The organism is Paenibacillus luteus, assembly GCF_006542765.1.
Taxonomy (GTDB): domain Bacteria; phylum Bacillota; class Bacilli; order Paenibacillales; family Paenibacillaceae; genus Pristimantibacillus; species Pristimantibacillus luteus.
In genome coordinates this window covers 1-19,260 of record NZ_SKCD01000023.1, presented here as the reverse complement: position 1 = coordinate 19,260, position 19,260 = coordinate 1, and the positions used below count along the sequence as shown (strand labels likewise).

General features: G+C 46.0%; 12 protein-coding genes. 1 reads left to right on the top strand and 11 read right to left on the bottom strand.

Features of this window, described 5'->3' with window-relative positions; all coding sequences use genetic code 11:
• Nucleotides 1-17: 17 nt before the first annotated feature.
• Together E0496_RS18890 and E0496_RS18885 are read right to left on the bottom strand one after the other, a co-directional pair.
• A complete protein-coding gene (locus E0496_RS18890) occupies nucleotides 18-875 on the bottom strand; it encodes a sugar phosphate isomerase/epimerase family protein (protein ID WP_141503419.1) in 858 nt (285 codons plus the stop codon).
• Complete coding sequence (locus tag E0496_RS18885) at nucleotides 872-1,930, bottom strand: Gfo/Idh/MocA family protein (RefSeq protein WP_141503418.1); 1,059 nt, start codon at nucleotides 1,928-1,930, stop codon at nucleotides 872-874. The genes E0496_RS18890 and E0496_RS18885 overlap by 4 nt, the downstream gene beginning before the upstream one ends.
• A 137-nt stretch (nucleotides 1,931-2,067) precedes the next feature.
• On the opposite strand from E0496_RS18885, the gene E0496_RS18880 reads away from it, so the two are divergent.
• Nucleotides 2,068-2,934, top strand: coding sequence for a helix-turn-helix transcriptional regulator (locus E0496_RS18880; RefSeq protein ID WP_141503417.1), 867 nt, complete (start codon nucleotides 2,068-2,070; stop codon nucleotides 2,932-2,934).
• Between the two features lie 33 nt (nucleotides 2,935-2,967).
• On the opposite strand, the gene rnhA is transcribed toward E0496_RS18880, so the two are convergent.
• From rnhA to E0496_RS18835, 9 genes are all read right to left on the bottom strand, one after another.
• Nucleotides 2,968-3,651, bottom strand: coding sequence for a ribonuclease H (gene rnhA / locus E0496_RS18875; RefSeq protein ID WP_141503416.1), 684 nt, complete (start codon nucleotides 3,649-3,651; stop codon nucleotides 2,968-2,970).
• A 296-nt stretch (nucleotides 3,652-3,947) separates the two neighbouring features.
• Nucleotides 3,948-4,829 (bottom strand): sugar phosphate isomerase/epimerase family protein, encoded by an 882-nt coding sequence (locus E0496_RS18870; protein ID WP_141503415.1) that lies wholly within the window; start codon nucleotides 4,827-4,829, stop codon nucleotides 3,948-3,950.
• Nucleotides 4,826-5,884 (bottom strand): Gfo/Idh/MocA family protein, encoded by a 1,059-nt coding sequence (locus E0496_RS18865; protein ID WP_141503414.1) that lies wholly within the window; start codon nucleotides 5,882-5,884, stop codon nucleotides 4,826-4,828. Before E0496_RS18865 ends, E0496_RS18870 begins: the two co-directional genes overlap by 4 nt.
• Nucleotides 5,885-5,909: 25 nt before the next feature.
• A complete protein-coding gene (locus E0496_RS18860; RefSeq protein ID WP_141503413.1) occupies nucleotides 5,910-7,235 on the bottom strand; it encodes a carbohydrate ABC transporter permease in 1,326 nt (441 codons plus the stop codon).
• Nucleotides 7,236-7,257: 22 nt separating this feature from the next.
• A complete protein-coding gene (locus E0496_RS18855; RefSeq protein WP_241674882.1) occupies nucleotides 7,258-8,022 on the bottom strand; it encodes a carbohydrate ABC transporter permease in 765 nt (254 codons plus the stop codon).
• Nucleotides 8,023-8,269: 247 nt separating this feature from the next.
• The gene (locus E0496_RS18850; protein WP_241674881.1) at nucleotides 8,270-9,694 is read right to left on the bottom strand and encodes an extracellular solute-binding protein; all 1,425 of its coding nucleotides are present in this window, start codon (nucleotides 9,692-9,694) and stop codon (nucleotides 8,270-8,272) included.
• 92 nt (nucleotides 9,695-9,786) lie between these two features.
• Nucleotides 9,787-11,424 (bottom strand): response regulator, encoded by a 1,638-nt coding sequence (locus E0496_RS18845; RefSeq protein WP_141503411.1) that lies wholly within the window; start codon nucleotides 11,422-11,424, stop codon nucleotides 9,787-9,789.
• Nucleotides 11,402-13,288, bottom strand: a complete 1,887-nt coding sequence (locus E0496_RS18840; RefSeq protein ID WP_161601486.1) for a sensor histidine kinase — start codon at nucleotides 13,286-13,288, stop codon at nucleotides 11,402-11,404. The genes E0496_RS18845 and E0496_RS18840 overlap by 23 nt, the downstream gene beginning before the upstream one ends.
• A gap of 166 nt (nucleotides 13,289-13,454) precedes the next feature.
• Nucleotides 13,455-18,980 carry an S-layer homology domain-containing protein gene (locus E0496_RS18835; protein ID WP_141503408.1) on the bottom strand — a complete coding sequence of 1,842 codons (5,526 nt, stop codon included), beginning with the start codon at nucleotides 18,978-18,980 and terminating at the stop codon, nucleotides 13,455-13,457.
• Between the last annotated feature and the right edge of the window lie 280 nt (nucleotides 18,981-19,260).

Below are 19,260 nucleotides of genomic sequence, written 5' to 3'. Positions count from 1 at the left end.
TCGCCACGCTCCTTCTGCTATAGTTCGTTCCATACCCGCTTCACAAATTCAAAGCCAAGCCTCGTTCCAAGCTTGCAATGCTCCAAGCCTTCAAACTCGATTGAAATATAATCGTCGTAGCCGCTTTCTTTGACGATGCGAAGCACCTGCGGTATGGCGATATCCCCATGCCCGACGATAGAGCCGCGCAGCCAGTTGCCCGCCGCGGATTTGAACCAACCCTCGCCAGGCTGGTCCGTGGAGGAACGGTAATAAAAATCCTTAATATGCACCATCGAGGCAAATTTGATATTATTGGCTACCGCCGCTTGCGGATTCTCATCCGTGCACAGGAAGTTGCCGACGTCGAGCGTCGTTTTAAAATTCGGACGGTCCACGACTTCCACAAGCGCCTGAACCCGGTCGCTATGCTGAATGTAATAACCGTGGTTTTCTACACTAGTCGTAATGTCGAGCGGAGCCGCATAATCGGCGATAACTTGGCATGCTTTTGCAAGCTTCGGAAGCTCCTGCAAAAAGTGTGAAATCGACAGGTCCGAAGACGAAGCCACGTCATGGCGCATTTTCTTCACGCCAAGCGCTGCCGCAATGTCCACTTCCTTTTTCAACCGCTCAAGCTCCTGCTCGAACTGCTCTTCGTTCAAGCCGGAGAAATTGGCTCCGACCGCATAGTTGGACAGCTCAATCCCGCTCTCGCGCGCTTGCTTCTTAATAGCTTCTATTAGCTCTGGACTTTCGGTAAGGTTAAAGCCAAGCGGTACGATCTCCGCATGCTCCGCACCAAGGGAAGCGATATAATCAATGACTTCCAGAATCGTCATTTCGCCGGAATTAAGCGCCTGATATAAGCTGTACGTGCTGATGCCTAGCTTCATAGTCGAACTTCCGCTCCCTTCGCTGCCGATTCATAGATTCCGATCAATATTTTCATAATCTCAACGCCATCCTCTACGGGACTGATCGGCTGCTCGCCGCTTGTCACGCAATCAATGAAATGATTGATTTCATTTTGGAAAGCACCATTAAATTCGAAGCCTTTGCTATCCGTTTGCGGATACACGTTCAAAATCGTATTATTTTGCTCTGTTACGATAACAGTCTCCGGATCGATCTCGAAGCCGCCTTTCTCGCCGTAAAGCTTCACCGTGCCTTCATTCGATTTCGCATGCAGCGTAAAGCTGACATCAACGAGCAGCGAAGCGCCGTTCTCGAAGCGGATCAAGGCATTCGCCATATCCTCGACCGTATTTTTTTCCGCATCATAATCTGCCGCCTGATAAAAGCTCAAATGCTCCACGTTCGACCGGTTGCCCAACTTGTGGTAAGTATTTGCGCTAACTGAAACCGGCTTTGGCCGTCCCATCATATACCAGCAAAGATCGATGACATGAACACCGATGTCAATCAGCGGCCCGCCGCCGGAGCGTTCAATGTCTGAGAACCAACCGCCTGGATTCCCAAGACGTCTAATTGTTGAAGCTTTGGCAAAATAAATCTCGCCGAACTCGCCGCGGTCAGCCATCGCGCGCAGCAATTGTGCATTCGTGTCGTAACGGCGAACGAAACCAACCTGCAGCAGCTTGCCCGATTTTCGAACCGCCTCCTGTACAAGAAGCGCTTCCTCTACCGTACGGCATAACGGTTTTTCAACGAGTACATGTTTGCCAGCTTCAAGAGCTGAAATGCTGATCTCCGCATGCGTATTGTTCCATGTACAGATGCTGACTGCATCAATTTCCGAATTTGCGAGCAGCTCGCGGTAATCCGTATATACTTTCTCTGCGCCGTATTTTTCGGCAGCCGCCTTCGCCCGTTCCTCGTTCAAATCGCAAACCGCATATAAATTTACGTTTTTGTTGTTCTTATAAGATTCCAAATGAAGTGATGAGATAGAGCCCGTTCCAATAACCGCGATTTGTACCGGTTTCATTGTCAATCTCTCCTTAATTATAGTTAGGTTTTGCACGTCTACACTTTCGTATTATAATGGTTTTAAGGCGCAACTCCATGCAAAGCTGTGCGGTTTGTTTGTACGATTGTGCTATCCCGATTAGGAGGTTTCTCCATATGGAAAAATTCGAGGCGCTTCGCGAGCCTATGGACATGCCGGATCCCCATTTTCCGATTAAAGTGCATCGCAACGCCTTTGATCAAAAGGGCATCGTCGTTTTTCCTCACCATTTTCATGAGCATCTCGAATTTCTATATATTGTTACGGGATCAGCGATTATTGAATGCGGTTCAACGACCATTAGAGCTTCCGCTGGCGATTTTATCGTGGTGAATAGCAATGAGCTGCATTACGGATTCAGCCTGTCTTCAGATTTGTGCTACTATGCGCTCATCGCAGATATCTCACTGCTTCACAGCCAATCGGTGGATGCCGCGGAAACCAAGTTTATTACCCCTATCACCCAAAACCGGCTGCTGCTGCAAAATGACATCGGCAGCGACAGCAAGGTCACTGCCAGCATGCTCGCGATTATTCATGAGCTGCAGCATCGGGAATTCGGCTATGAGCTCGCTATCAAGTCTGAGCTGTACCGGCTGCTTACGCTGCTGCTGCGCGGACATGTCGCTACTGTGCTGACGCAGGATGAATATGCAGAGCGGATGAAAAATGTCGAGCGCTTCGCGCCCGTCTTCCAATATATTGAGAAATGTTATCCTGAGGAGCTGTCGGTCGATCTGCTCGCGGGCATGGCCAATCTAAGCCGCTTTCACTTCAGCCGTTTGTTCAAAGAACTCAGCGGTCATACTGTAACCGAATATATTACGATGACTCGGCTCGGTAAAGCCGACTATTTGCTGCGCCATACTCCGCTTACAGTGTCAGAGATCGCTGCCGCCACGGGCTTCAACGACATCTACTACTTTAGCCGAACGTTCAAAAAACACAAAAAAGTTTCCCCATCATCACTCCGGGGAAACTAGTCCTGTTGCTTATAGTCTATTCATCATTTGCTGTTATTTGCGTCCGAAGTCGGCTTTGATCTCGCCCCACTCTTCAGTATTCCACTTCATCACCTTATTGGTATAGGTGTTCATCTGAATCCATCTAACCGCCTGATCGGTGAGCTCCCATATTTTTGCGGTAGAAGCGTCCCGTTTGAGCGTCGATGCGACTTTCTTATTGCGAAGCCAGCTCAATGCGGTTTTGGAATCGGTGTAAACCGTTTGCTCGCTGCCCTTCTCTTTTAAGTACCTAAGCGCATGGACGATTGCGATAAATTCGCCCAGGTTATTCGTCCCGTTCGCGATCGGACCGACATAAAACAAAATATCACCTGTTTGCGTATCTACGCCTTTGTATTCCACAGGCCCCGGATTTCCTCGGGTTCCAACGTCTACGGAAACGCTGTCGTAATCGATCGACTCTTCCTCGCCAAATAAAACCGGCTGCTTTACGCGCGGAGCAGCTGCTGCTCCTGCCTTTGTGCCCGTCTTTGCTCCAGCTGTGCCTGAGGAGCTGCCCTGCCCCCAATGCTTTTGCCATCCATCCTTATAGGCGGCATCCGCAAGCGGCTTGCTTTCATAGGATTTAAACTTTGCATCCTTCACGCCGCTAACCTGCGCTTGGCATTCCGCCCAAGTAGAGAATACCCCCGTTTTTTTGCCTACCCATACAACGTAATATTTTCCTTTTGCCATCCTTGTTCATAACCACCTTTATTCTAATCAAAGCCTCGCTTTACGCTGCAACTGCACTACCCATAGAATAAACGAAAAGAGCGGAAATCGCGAATCCCTTGATGTCAGATTGATACTCTTGTTATATACAACCATCTTCACATAAATTTAAGAGAACCATTTGACAAGATATTAGCTAGTTTAGATTAATCTTACTTACACTTTTATAAATATGAACGATTCCATAAATGCAAAAGAGAGAAGCGATATCTGCTTCTCTCTTTAAGCCGTTGTGATAGTAGTCAGCCCCAGCTAAGCTAACTTTTGAATTTTTTCAAAAACTGCACCGCTTTGATAATATCCGTTTCGGGATTCGTGCCAACCTCACGTTCAATCGTTAAATATCCCCTATATTCAATATCAACCAGCGCCTGCAAATAGCTATACCAGTCTACGCTGCCTTCACCTAGAGGAACCTCGCGAAAAAACTCGCCTGATTCCGCAGCTACCGCTACCTTCTCATGATCTAACGGCTCATACCCCAGCGACCCATAAATCTGACGTGGGTCCGATGCACGCAGACGCACTCCATCCTTTGCATGGGTATGGACGATGTAGTCACGTAACGTGTAAACGCCTTGAACGGGATCATCCCCCGTCACCATAACCAGATTAGCCGGATCATAATTGACAGATACGCCCTTAGTGCCAAGTCCGTCGAGGAAATCCTTTAAGGTTGCTGCGGTCTCTGGTCCTGTCTCAATAGCGAAAAAAGCATTCATACTTTCGGCATACGCACTCAGCTCGGCACAAGCCAAATGCATCGCCTCGTAAATCTCACCATTTTTATCTTCAGGCACGACTCCAATATGAGTGGTCACAACGTTTGTCCCGAGCTCAATAGCCATATCCAATATTTGCTTGGATTTAGCTATCTTCTCGGTATTAGCCCGTTTGTCCTGAAAGCCATGCCCGCCCAAATCACCAACTAACGCGGAGATTTCTAGCCCTAATGAAGCTATATAGTCTCTCCATTCTTGACGAGCGGAAGAGGTCAGCTTATCCGGAACGAAATTCCCGGAAGCAGCATGGATTTGTACGCCATCGGCTCCGACCTCTTTCGCCTTGAGCAAGCCCTCTTTTACGCCAACCCGAAAACTGTCCACAATGACTCCAATTTTATTAGGAACATGAATCATAGGGTAACCTCCACACCCTTCGCTGCCGACTCATAAATTCCACACAGTATTCTCATAAGCTCCACTCCATCCTCAACCGGACTTAATGGCTGCTGTCCCGTCTGAACACAGTCGATAAAATGATTGATTTCATTCTGAAATGCGGAGTCCACGTCAAGGCTGGCATGATCCACTTGCGGCACGATATTCAGGATTGTATGATGTTTCTCCGTTACCATAAGTAATGAAGGATCAATTTCGAAGCCGCCTTTGTCTCCATACAGCTTTACCGATCTTTCATCCTCTTTGATGTGAAGGGAGAAGCTGACATCAACCATCAAGGAAGCGCCGTTGTCAAAACGGATCAAGGCGTTAGCCAAATCCTCGACGGTATTCGTCGCCGGATCCCAGTCTGCTGCTTTGTAGAACGATAGATGCTGAATATCTGCGCGGTTACCGAGCTTTCGATACGTATTGCCGCTGACAGACTTTACCTTAGGCTTACCCATCAGATACCAGCAAAGATCAATCATATGCACTCCGATGTCTATTAGCGGTCCACCGCCCGAGCGCTCAATATCAGCAAACCAACCGCCAGGATTGCCCAGTCGACGCAGTGAGGAAGCCTTCGCATAATAGATTTCGCCAAATTCACCTTTATCTATAAACGACCTTAACATTTGCACATTTGCATCATATCTGCGGACAAATCCAACCTGCAGCAGCCTCCCGCTGCGCTTCACCGCTTCCTGCACAAGCAAAGCTTCCTCTACCGTTTTGCATAGCGGTTTCTCCACAAGCACATGCTTGCCGGCATCAAGCGCAGCGATACTAATTTCAGCATGTGACTCATTCCAGGTGCACACGCTAACTGCATCAACTTCCTTATCCAACAGCAGCTCCTGGTAACTTGAATAGATGGTAGAAGCACCATACTGTGCACCTTTCAGTCTGGCACGTTCCTCGTTTATATCGCAAATGGCATAAATCTCTACATCCGGATGATTTCGATAAGCCTTTAAGTGTTCATCCGATATCGAGCCCGCACCAATTACGGCGATTTTCAGCTTCTGCATTTCTCTGAACTCCTTTAATCATGATTTAGCCTTTAACACCTGTCCACGCCACCCCACGTTCAATCAGCTTCTGACAGCTGATGAACACAAGCAGCAGCGGAATGGTTGCGATTGCAAGTGTTGACATTACAATATGAGGGCCCATCGATTGATTGCTCGTAAAGCTGTTTATGGCTACGGTTAGCGTCCAAACCTCTTCCTTGCGCCCCACAACGAGCGGCCACAAAAACTCATTCCATGTCGCCATAAACGACATAACGCCAATCGTCGTAAATATAGGAATCGACAAAGGAATAACCATCGTAAAATATATGCGGTACTCCGACGCCCCATCAATACGGGCAGCTTGCAGCAGTTCACCAGGCAACTGGTCGAAAAAGCCTTTGAATAAAAAGATCGCGATTCCCCATGCGGAATGCGGCAGAATGATTCCCCATAGCGTATCTACCAGTCCCATCTGTTCGATGGTCAAATACAAGGGGACAAGCACAGCAAATTCCGGAATCATAATCGTAGCTACAAAGAACATCGTCAAGCCGACACTCCATTTCTTGCTGACAAGCCTGGACAAGGCGTAGGATGCGGTACCGCCAATCAATACATGAAGCACAATCGTCACAACCGTAACGAAAATACTATTGCCAATATATGTTTGTAGACCCACACCCGAATCAAGGCCCTTCGTCTTAAAGACAACCTTATAATTATCAAAAAAATGTGCCCAACTTCCCGCCTGATGAACGGTGAGCAATGATCCTTGCATGAAATTAGCCGTATCTAGATATTCGCCAAGTTGTGTGCTAAGGCTTTGATCAGCGGCAATGCCCTCACGCAAGTTCTGCGTCTCAGCCCCATCCAAATCAACGCCATTTGCATAGGTCTTAAATTCGGTATAACCCTTCGCACGAATAATTGGAAGCTTTACCTTCATCATCTCATCGGTAAAGACTTGAGCAGGCACAATTTCGGGTCTTCCCGCCGTGAATAGATAAGAAGGCGTTGTGGCTTCGAATATTTTGCGATCATCCTTCATCCCAATCACTTTCAATTCGCCAATCGCTTCATTCTGAAACTTCTTCCATGTATACCACGTCGCTTTGGCAGCCTCACGCTCATAGAATTGCTCATCGGTCGCAGTAGTTCCGCTATAGTCAATGATTATGGAGACAGCTTGCGGCAAAGAAGGTATCCATTTGGGTGGAAGAGAGTAGATCGACTTCCCATCTTTAAGTGACGAACTGAGCATCCAGGCCATCGGAATCAAACTGACGGCAATAAATAGAATCGTAATAATATAAGCTGCCAGTTTAAGACTGCCCGCGCCTTTCTCTCGAATTCGATTGGATTTCATGTTGTGTCTCTCCTTTCCTCCCCTATTGGGTCTGATCCTTGGATAACCGCAGCTGTACTATGGTGATGGCCGCTATTAACAAAAACATAATGAAAGAAATCGCACCCGCTAGACCAAAGCGATAGGATTGAAACGCATAATCAAATACAAGCATCGTCAGTACACGCGTGCTATCGACAGGACCACCTCCTGTCATAATGTACATCGGTTCGAACGATAGAAATACAGCAGCAATAAACGCGACGAACTGAATGCCAATGATGAATCGGAGTCCTGGGAATATCACGCTAAGGATACGCTGCCAAGGATTCGCCCCATCTATTTTAGCCGCCTCAACCGTTTCTTCCGGTATGCTTCTTAATGCTGAATAATAGATGAGCACATTGATGCCGCCGCCCAGCATACTCGGGATAACGATTGCCAACTTGGCAATTGCCGGATCGCTTAACCAGTTATAAGGTCCAAGACCAACAAGGGCCAGCCATTCGTTTAGAAGTCCGTAATCGGGATTATATATCCACTTCCAGAGCACCAATCCAGCTACAGCTGGAACCGCTGCAGGGAGCAAATACAGAACACGGAACAGCGAGTTGTTACGATGAATTTCATTTAGAAATAGTGCTTGAACAATCGGCACCCAGAAGGTCAATCCGATATATAACGCGCTGAAAGCAAGTGTATTGCCAAATGCCGTCCAAAATACAGATGATTTAAACAACAATACATAGTTACCCAGCCCTAAAAAGTTGCCAGGAGGATTCATCAGGCTGTAATCAAAAAAACTCATATATACGGCCCGTAACAACGGAATATATTTAAACATTAAGAAAGCAACAATGGCTGGCGTTAAAAAAAGAATCGCTATCCAGTTGATTTTGCGACGATTACGCGGCGGCTTAAGCAACAGAGCCTTAGTTTGCGACGGTATGTCCAGCTTGATTACCTCCGTTAAATAAATTCCTCAGGGAATCGTTGAACTAGCATAAGCTGCCTGCCCGTTTCAATCCCTGAGGAAATATTCGAGACTTTACTCTTTATTCCTTAATTTCCTTGTTGTACGGATCAGCGACTTCCTTTTGTGCCAATTTCTCTGCAGCTGTCAATTCAGCTAGCGGATCAGCGCTCTCATCCGTTAATACTTTCTGGATCGCTTTCACGACATAGCTTCCCAGGCGTTCCTTCAGAAAGTACTCCAGTTGAACGTTTTCCGCTGTCTTCGTCACGCTGCTCACCAGATCTGCAGGCACATTACTTGAAAATTGCGATGCATCAACATCCTTCCGGACGGACAGCAAGTTAGGCAAAATACCATTTTCAGACTGAAACTTCAGCATTTTCTCAAGCGATTCTTTGGAATTTCTGAAAGCCACATAGGTCAATGCCGCATCCTGTCTTTCTTTGGGTACTTTTGGATTCACAATCCAATACTGTCCACCTGTTTGCGAAGGCGCAACGCCAGCAGGTCCAACCGGATATGGCGCAAAGCCTATGTCGTTCAAATCCATCCCGCCCTGCACTACCCCTGCAAACCAGTCAGAGGCAGATAGGATCATTCCTACACGTCCCAGGAAGAAGTCCTTCTGATTATCCCCGATATCCTGCACAATATTTTTCTGAACAACCTTGTGCTTCCACTTTAGATCCTTATAGAATTGCAGTGCAGTTACAGCCGGCTGCTTGCTAAAGTCTAGCGTGACAGAACCGTCTTCATTCTTAGTTGTGAGATCTCCACCAGCCTGCCACACATAATACTCAAACCACCAATCTGCCCAGTCCATGCCAAGCAAAGCGTAACCATATTGATTTTTGTCCGGTATTGTCAGTTTTTTAGCATAATCAACGAATTCATCCCAGTTGGCAGGCGCTTTATTTGGATCCAGTCCCGCTTCTTTAAATAGCTTCTTATTGTACAGAAGCCCCATCGTATACATATTATTCGGGATACCATAGATCTTCCCATCAATCGTCCCAGCTGCCATTGCCGAAGGGAGATACTGATCCTTATCGGCATACGTCTCCCAGAAGGACGTCAGATCTAGAGCAAAGCCCTGTTTTGCCCAATCGCTCATAATCGGAAAATAAGCCGAAGCGTAGGCATCCGGACCGTTCCCGCCAGCCATCGAAGTGACGAATACTTCCCGATCATTGTTGCCTGCAGGCTGAACCTCATGCTTTACCTTGATATGTGGATACTTCTCCTCGAACTCCGCAAAAATTTCATCATAGACCGGCTTCAATATGTCATCTGGCTTCGCTTTATCCCAGACGGTAATTTCTATCGTTTCCTGTTTGACTGCGCTTTCATTCGTGGCGCTTTCCGTTGCTTTTTCTGACTGTTCCGGAGCTGTCGTTCCTCCATTCGAATTGCCCCCTTGAGTACACGCCGCCATAACAAGCATCATCGCAGTAACGATAATGATGCCAAATCGTTTCGATAAAACCCCTGGTTTACTGTGCATCCCTTTACCTCCTCTGTATTGTGTACTTCATTATCATAAGGGGTACTACAAGGAGAAAAAATCAATATATTAACCATTCCATTTTCGATTTCTTAACACGATGCGAGAATATTTTCACGGTATTTTTTGGGAGATACTCCGTATATCTTGCGAAAAACGCTGCTGAAATAAGCATGGCTGTCATAACCGACAATGCTCGCAATTTGCGCCAGCTTCAGATCGGCATTGGACATCAGTCGAACGGCATGACTCAACCGCACCTGCGTAAGATAATTGTTGAAGTTTTCACCGCTGCGCATCTTAAACAGCTTGCAGAAGTAGTTGGGATGAATAAAGTAATGATCCGCCACCCATGCCAGCGTAATATTCTCATAATAATGATGATCAATGTAATGCCTTACTTCATCAATAACATCATCATGCGATGCCGACTTGTCATCTGGGATAAGCAGCATAACGGTACGCGCCGTTTGGAAAAGTGCATCCTTCGCCAACTGCCAGGAACGACAGGACAATAGAACTTCAGTAAAATGCTGCTGCTCGTTCAGAATAAGCTCGCTAGGATCGATATACTCACTTAGAACTCTTCTTAGCAGAGAATAGATATGCAGTGACAGTTTCTCAAAGTCTAAATAACCTGCTTCCGGTAAACTGCACAAACTTGTATACTGCTGCTCCAGCCAACGACTGATGCGCTCCTCATCCTTGTTTTGCAACAATTTTGTAAATACCATTTCCTGATCAACTGCAATAATAGTCGATCCTGATGCTCGTTCCTTGAAAGCCGAAACACGAAGTGCAGAATAGGAATACACTTTGCCTATTCCATGCAAAACCTCTCCCCGTACCGCCATTCGAGCTTGTTCATAGGCATTCTTCAGGCTTGCACCAGGAGCATTCGAATTACTGATGCCGATTGCCGCTTCCAGCTGCAAATACTGGCGCAGGGCATCCAGAGTTTGACTCGCAATATGGGTAAAGTCGTGGCAGTTCCCTCTTCCCCTTGTCGGGAGAACGGCAATCATTTCGTCAGAGTGATAGGTGTGTCGGAATGCAATGCCATTATGCCCGGATTGAACAAGCAATTGCTCGACAATGTTTTGCACGCCGAACCAGATCAACTGCTCGTCCTCTACCTGAAACCCTTTATGAGGAAAGGAAAACGGACGCACACGAATAACAAATAAAGTAAAGTCCGAAGCTTGTATACGTATGATCTGCGCTAGATCTTCATGATCATGCCGTTCGCGAGCCTCTTCCTGAATTCTCCATGTCAACATGCGCTCACGCTGTGACATCCTGTTCGCCTCGTAATGTCTGAGCAGCAAGCTGCGGTAATCCTGTTCACTATCTTTGGCCAAGAAATGTGCCTTTAGCTTCTCCAAAACCTCCGATAATTCCAGTGCATTTACCGGTTTCAACAAGTAATGAACAACTCCGAAGTTCATAGCCTTGCGTGCGTATTGAAAATCATCATACCCACTAATGACAACGAATTGGATGTTAGCATCTATTTGTCTCGCCCGTTCCAGCAGCATGAGGCCATCCATCACAGGCATACGAATATCAGTCAGCACGATGTCTGGTTTTTTGTCTTGAATTTGCTGGAGTGCGTCCTGTCCGTCTGCCGCATCACCGACAAATTCCAGCTGCATGGCTTGCCAGTTTATTTTGCAGAAAATACCTTTTCTCATGAATGGCTCGTCATCAACGATCAGCACTTTCAGCATCTTCTTCACCCCTCATTACGTTTAATGGAACAACGAAAGAAACGGACGTGCCAGCCCCATATTCACTATCAATGGTTAAGCCGGCTTTTTCCCCACAGAACAGCTTTAATCGCTGATTGACGTTTTGCAAACCGATGGATACCCGATCTCTATTCAAGGGTTGTGCCTGTTTATAGTTGTAGGGATCCTGCATCATTTCCCTGATTTCTTGCAACCGCTCGGGCTCAATTCCGGTTCCATTGTCGCTAATTTGAATAAATACCCACTGTCTATCAAGCGCTCTGGCCATAATGGTAATCATTCCTCCCTGCTGGATATGCTCTATGCCATGCTTGAAGGTATTCTCGATGATAGGCTGTAAAATCAGCTTGGGCAGCCGAATTTGCTCCAGCTCAGGCTCCACGTTACATTTATAAGAAAACCGATCTTCATAACGGATTTGCTGTATGGACAAATATAGCCGTACCTGATGAATCTCTTCCCGCAAAGTGGCATATTGGCCACCGCTAATATTGTAGCGAAACATTCCGCCGAGCGATTGGCTAATAAAGCTGATGGACTCGTTGCCATCAATGGCGGCAATCGCATCGATGGTACCCAGCGCATTGTATAGGAAATGGGGATTAATCTGAGTTTGTAAAGATATCCATTCAGCATCCCTTTTAAGCAGATTGGCCTCCATGTTTTTTTTGACCAATCTATCGATTTTCTGTATCATCCTGTTAAAGCTAACGCCGAGAAAGCCGATTTCATCATAAGTATGAATCGGTACCGAAACGTTGAAATTCCCCATCTCCACCCGTTTCATATGGTGGCGAAGCTTGTGAATGGGCTTAATCATCCTACTTGAAATGAAATACGAGGCCAGCATGGCGACCAACAAGCTAAGTATGCCGATTATAATCGCATCATTGCGTACCTGCTTGACATCCGCCAATATCGTGTTAAGGGGTATTTTTCCAACCAGCATCATTTCATGGTTATTGAATTTACGATATATGGTGACGTATTGCTTGCCATCCATGACTAGTTCTCCTTGACCCTTTATGCCAAGAAAATCATGATTCGAGTATCCTTGATCATGCAGAATCGAGCGTCCGATCATCTCATCATCCTCACTGGCAATAATATTTCTATCGCCATCCACAATACTGAAGTTACGCATACCATTCGGGTCCATATCGGCTAACGCTTTTTTCAATACTTTCCCTCGCATATCAATGCGCATGACGCCAACTAGCTTTTGGCTGTAGCTGTTTAATTTTTTGAGCGGCTGTATGTAACTGAGCGTATACTCAGGCTCCTGAAGGTCTTCCGGTACCGTTCGGCCTACATGCCACTGCGGGGTACTATCATCCTGATTGATTAACCGAAACAGTATTTCCTTTTCCTGCTTCATCAGGCTTTCGTAATCAAAGTCGCTTCTTTTCCCATCCAAATCGGCAATATTTCTTTCCCCGCTATTAAATTGATGACCTTGCTCATCATAAATGGCAATAATAGAAATTTGATCATTTCTTAGTCGTGTCATATGAATTTTAGATTGATAAAGGATTTCTTTTGTCGTATCCACTGACATGTCTGCGAGAAACTGCTGCAGCACCGAATCGGTAAAAAATGCCCATGCCTCGTTCTGAATACCACCCATTTGCAGTTCAAGCCTCTCTACCGTCTGATCTGCCAACTTCTCTATGTTGGCGAGCGTATTTCTCTCTACGCTCACAGACATCCGATGATAGTAAACCATACCTGATATAAATATGGCTAAATAGGCAACACCAAAGAAAGAGAGAATCAGCTTAGTTTTAAAACTGTGCTGAATCCATTTCCATAGATTTGAAATGGGCTTCCAATTGTTATTCAACATATCCCTCCTCATGTGACGAATATTCTCTGCTGCTCTATTTTCCTTGTTCTACAAAGTATTCATTCTATTATGTCACAGTTTATTTCCGATTTGCTGCCTTGTTCAACGCATGAAAACCCGGACCGCTTCACCAAAGATGGCAAGGAGGTCCGGGCCTATCAAACTATTGTTTCAGATCGAGCATTCGTATAAGCAGAACGATCCCTTCCGCTCTTGTAGCCTTATCATTAGGCGCTAATTGATTACCCTGTCTCCCTCTAAGCAATCCTTTATTTACAGACGCTGACATGGCCTCCCTCGCCCAAGCTGGGATATCCTTTGAATCGGCAAAGGTTAATTCTGCGTCAACATCAGCCTGCAGTCGGATTGCCCTAGCAACAATAACAGCAATTTCTGCGCGACTAATCTGCTGGTTAGGTCGGAACGTATGATCTTCGTAGCCTTTAATTAAGCCTGCCTCGACTACTTTTCCTACCATGCCTGCAGCCCACGCCGGAATTTGTCCGCTATCAGCAAAGGCTATCTCCGAAGAACTACCTTCAAGCTTTAATGCGCGGGCCAGCATCGTAACGAACTCGGCGCGTGTAATGAGGCCGTTTGGTCGAAATGTACCATCGGAATAACCCTGAACAATACCAAACTCTACCGCCTTCTCAATCTGCCCCTTCGCCCAGTGGAGCTGAACATCCTTGAAGGCCACTTTTACAGGATTCGGATTCTCCCCTTCAGTATTGCCCGTCTCAGTTGTTTCTGTTCCGTTGTTGCCGCCAGTACCTGGTTGAGGGGGATTTGAGTTCTCTTCGGGATCTGTTGGTGTTTCGGGAAGCTCAAGCGACAGCAGATAAGGGACTAATGGTGTCACTGCCATCGGCTCCGCTGCCACACTCTTACCGCTGATCAAATCTGTCCATAACGTCTTTCTAATTCCATTAACCATAACGTAAGCTTGCTTTGGCAACGAGGTGTAATTGACGACATTAACAAGAAGCTTGCCATTATACTTGACACTACGCCATTCCGTGCCTTGTATCGGTTCATTGGTCTCTGCATCAATGAGCATGACATCAATCATCTCGGAGGCTGTGAAGCTCGGAATTAAAATATTCCTGATCCCTTCTGATGAGGTATTGGTAGGAATAAGCAGCGTGTTGCTATTGCCCATCACTGCACTGCGAACGACATCCTGTAAAGGTTGATTATGTTCATCAAATTTCAAGGCGCTATTGCCGATTATAACCACCTTACGCCCTTGTTCAACATAATCGCGAATCGCCGTCAGCGTCTCCTCGTTCACATGCGTCGCTTCAGGTATAATCAAATATTTGTACTGCTGTGAGTGCCCCTCTTTTAGCTGTTTTTCCGAAAGAAAGCCAACTTTTAGCCCGCTTAAACTGATTGCTTCATAAGCGTTCGTTACCGCAGAGTAGTATTTCGGTGCGAAGACGGATGAAGGAATCGAGTACAAAATGGCAACTTCCGCTTGATCCTCCTGAAGGGCGGTTACTTCAGTGGCAAGACGATTCAAGTCTAAGTTTGTCTTGCCTACAGCCGCGACAACATCCGGACGATGTAATATGCTTCCGTAGAAATCACTCGTCGTGTTATTGCTTCGTTCCCATGACCATATGGTTGTTGCCGATTGACCATGAACAGCATCCTGCCACAACACAGAACGGACGTGATTCGCTTGCTCCGGAATGTATAGGCTGTCGCCGTCACGGATGACATGATTCTCAGAGTTAAACACGGGTGCTTTCTTAAACGAAGTTTGCATATCATAAAATTTCAATTCGCTCAAGAAACCATCCTTCCCTTGACCCCAGTAATTGGAGTTGTCATTTCCGTTGATTTGGCTTAGTTCGCTGAACTGCTCCGGATCCGTTCCCCATGTTAATTGTTTGGTCGAATCCACCGATGTGTCCATGACCTTCGAATGAATCGGTAGGTTGGCATCAATCTCATGGATGATTCCAGCCATCCAGCTATGCCAATCCGAGAACAACTTATTGTTGAATATCACCCAATCATAAAACTGTGGTGTCGGCTCCGCGTGAAGCGGTACCGCTTTCGTGTGTGGAGGCATGCCCACTTCATCAAATGAATCATAATTTGTTCCGTATACCTGGTTCAACGCACCGATATTCCCTTCATAAATTCCCGATAAATACGTATGCCATTTGGGTAGATTTATCGGATCTACTGCAGAAAAATAGGCAGGTTCATTTGATATTGTAATACTATGCAACGACGGATAGTCTTTAACCAGTGGTATGATCGTTCGTAAGTATGCTTCCATGATTTCTCTGGCTTTCGGCGCATCAATGTCAAATTTAATCCAGCCTTCGCCGTTAGTCTTTAGTTCAGGCCACTTTTCCAATGCCCATGCAGGGAAATAATGCGGCGATAATAATAAATTGACTGCTATATTATGATCGCTTGCATTTTCTAGTACTTTCTGAATATCGTTTTTGATCGCAGCGGTGGATATGAGGTAATCTTCTCCTCCACCCGACGCTACATTGTTCTCAAATCCAGGATCCGTCAATAAATTAACCGTGCTTCCCTGCTCGGTCATACTGACATCATCAATCCAGACTTTGCCGATTTCATTCTCCGATAAAATAACAAACGGGAATGAAGTTTCATTTGCTCCAGTCGTATATTCATAGGTAATCTCGGTCCAATCATACGTTCCCGTAGGGAACATCATTCGGTAATCCCAGTTCTTTCCTCCGGGGAACCAGACATCCTTTACATGCTGTCCTTTCACCCATGCCTTGAACTCGTACGTCGTATTCGGTTTCACAGCGATATTCTGCATAACACTTATATATTTATTAGGACTAAGCGGGGTACTGTTCGTAAGGAGAAGCGCTGCTTCACCGGAATGGTATACACTCCAATCCACCTTGGCTTTCGCCTGTACGCCGTTTGTCGCATTGACGGTCCATCCGTATAATGAATCAGCCGATCGAATGACACTGTCCGGTCCAATTTCAATCTGTACGATATTGGTTCCATAACCCTCGAATTGCGGAATATCCTGCCTGACTTGTTCGAAATGTCCGTAGCCTGTGAAAAAGACGGGTCTTTGCTCTGTTTGGTTAGTCGTCGAATCGTACGTATTCGCAATGAAAGAATAATTATGAATGGTTGGCCTCTGTAAGCCCGTAATGTAGCGCGGCACAAGCTTTGAATGCTTGCTTCCATTTATATAGCCTTGCAAATTCCCTACAGCTTCGTCATAAAGCTTCTCCAATTGCTCAATAACGTAGAAGGAACGTTCAAGCATGCCGTTCGCCGCATCTTCCTTGCCATACTCGATGAAGTTGCGGATAACGGTTGCATTCACTTGTTCATAATCCGTTGGAATTTGGAGCCCCTTAGCCTCAAGCAACAAATTTTCCAACAGCGGCATCTTAGCTGCCAATTCATCGAACTGTGCATGGTCAACCTTAAGTGTCAAGTTCTCGCTTTTACTTATACCACTAGCCGCTTCATGGACAGCAACCGTTATGGGGTATATTCCAGGCACCGAACGAGTGATTTCTATCTTTTTCTTCAACACCGTTTGTGCGGGAATTGTAATTGTACGATCCAGACCAAGCTCTGACGAGTTCAGGTCTAACGTGATTTCATGATTACTATAGTTCGGAATTTGCAGCAGATACATCGATGTTTCGTCTTTGGAGAGCACAACTTTTCCATCGAACCAAACGCCCCAGTCCTCATTCTGCTGAACTAGATCGAGAACCGCGAATCGGCTAGCATCTTTGCCGTTACCTATACCACCGGTCCACTCGATCCACCCTCTTCGTCCATTACCATCGTTATCATTAACCAGCAGCTCCGCTCTGAACCGATGGTCTGGCTTTCCTGTAGCAAAAATCGCCTTCCACGGAATCTTCGCTTCATAGGTTGTCACGTTTAAATTCCGCTCAGAATTGAACGCTACCGATTCCTTGTCCAGTGATGCGGTCCCGCTGCTCCAGCGCCAAATATCAGGCTGACCATTCACAAGAGCGAGCCCATATTCCGGACCATATGAATTGCCATCCTGACTGAAGGCGATTTGAACGCTGTCACCCAACCAAATCCCGTCACCAGCAACTGCTTCGTGGATATTATCTTTCACCTCGACACCTACATATAAAGCATCTTGGTCATAAGCAAACTGTGCCTTGGCCGATAAATCGTCATTGCCAGACCATCCGTCGAGTATGACTTGACGGTTATTATCCGAAGGCAGCGAAAGACTTATAAAGCTGTCCCATTCATCCAGCAACCCATTAATCTCAATTCCCTCAGTCGCGTTGAATACGCTTGCATATTTTCCGCTACCAAGCGTGCTATTGAAGTGGTTTAAGCTTATGAATGTCTCGCCTGCCGTATCCGTTCCTAACGTATAGGCATAATCGGAAACCGCACTATCTACCAAGTCTGTTGCAGTAGCGTAAGCCCTAATCAACATGGCTTTGTCCACAATGATGGGCTGACTGTAAGTGGTCCGTGTTCCTGAATTCCTCGGGTCTGTACCATCAACCGTGTAGTATATCGTTGAATCCAAGGTCTCGGAAGAAAGCTGAACCGTTGAGTTAAGCAACACTTCTCCAACCTGATCAGCCATGACCTGTTTCACTTGCATCGGAATCAAGCTTCGCATGTTATCCAATAAATAAGTCACGCTTGTACGTCCTTCAAGATCTGACTTGCTGTGTATGAAGAAATTAATCATGCCGATCTGATCCTTTGGAATGCTAATCGAAGCCAAGTCGATTTCCACTGTATTCCATTGGTTGGCAACCAATTGTTCAAGCCCTCTTTCGTAGACCACTCCGGAATTACCTGAAATTTTCAATGTAAGAGGCTCATTTGCACCAGCTGTTTGCGACACCGGATAGATATCAATTAACAGCTTATCTGCCTTAGCAATATTAAGCTTTGGCACAGGATTCCAATAAAAATTAATATAACCGTCTGCCTCAGAATGAACACTATAGGCGATTCGTACCGCCTGAGTCCCTTCCGTGAGAAGGGTATTCTCCTGTTCCACGACAACATTGCCTGCTGCAGAGCTATCCCCCGTCCATTCCGCTAGATGATTGAAGCCATTTATAACTTCACTTTGCAGTTGCTTCTCGAACCCCGCATTCTGCAGCAGGTTCACACCTGCGCCTGACTTGACCATGGACAAATCGTCAAACCAAACAGAATCGGTATTATTTTCTGTAAGAATTCGGAAATCAAAGGTATGTTCATTGCTGCCAGTCGTATAGGTTGTCGTCACTTGCTGCCAGTCATAGCTTCCTGTAGGAACTCCTTGCTGCAGTGACCAGCCTGGAGCTCCACCGAACCAAGTATTGCTCACATTCGTTCCTTTAACCCATACGGAAAGGACATATTCCGTGTTCGGTTCGACTGATACCGTTTGTGAAGCCGTAAAATATACATTAGCTGATAATGGGGATTCATTGGTTAATCTTAGCGAATGCCCTCCCCGATGATACACATTCGAATCGACTGCATAGCTGCTAACAACGCCGCCGCTCCGATGAAATGACCAATTGGTAACCGTAGGGTTACCCGTTTCACTTGCCCATACCTTGCTTGAACGCGTTCCTAAAGATAGTACGGTCAGAGTAAATATTAAAATTGCTGCAAGATGAATGATTCCAACTTTTTTCCACATGACTTTTCCTCCCTTATCATTTGTGGTACTGCAACTAGGTAAGTAAGATTATTATAATTTTGGAGGGAAACATTACATATGAATTAATTAAGTATTTAGTTTCACTTTCTTAACTGTCTCTCCTAAAACAAAAAAAAGGTCTCTCCTTATTGAGTGAAGTGCTCCCTGTCAAGTAGACAGTGAAAAAAACAAAAAAAACGGTTAGGCCTATCCCTCAGTTCAAGTACAGAGAACTGGGGGATTATTTCATTACGCAGCTCGACGATACTCATGGGGAGAC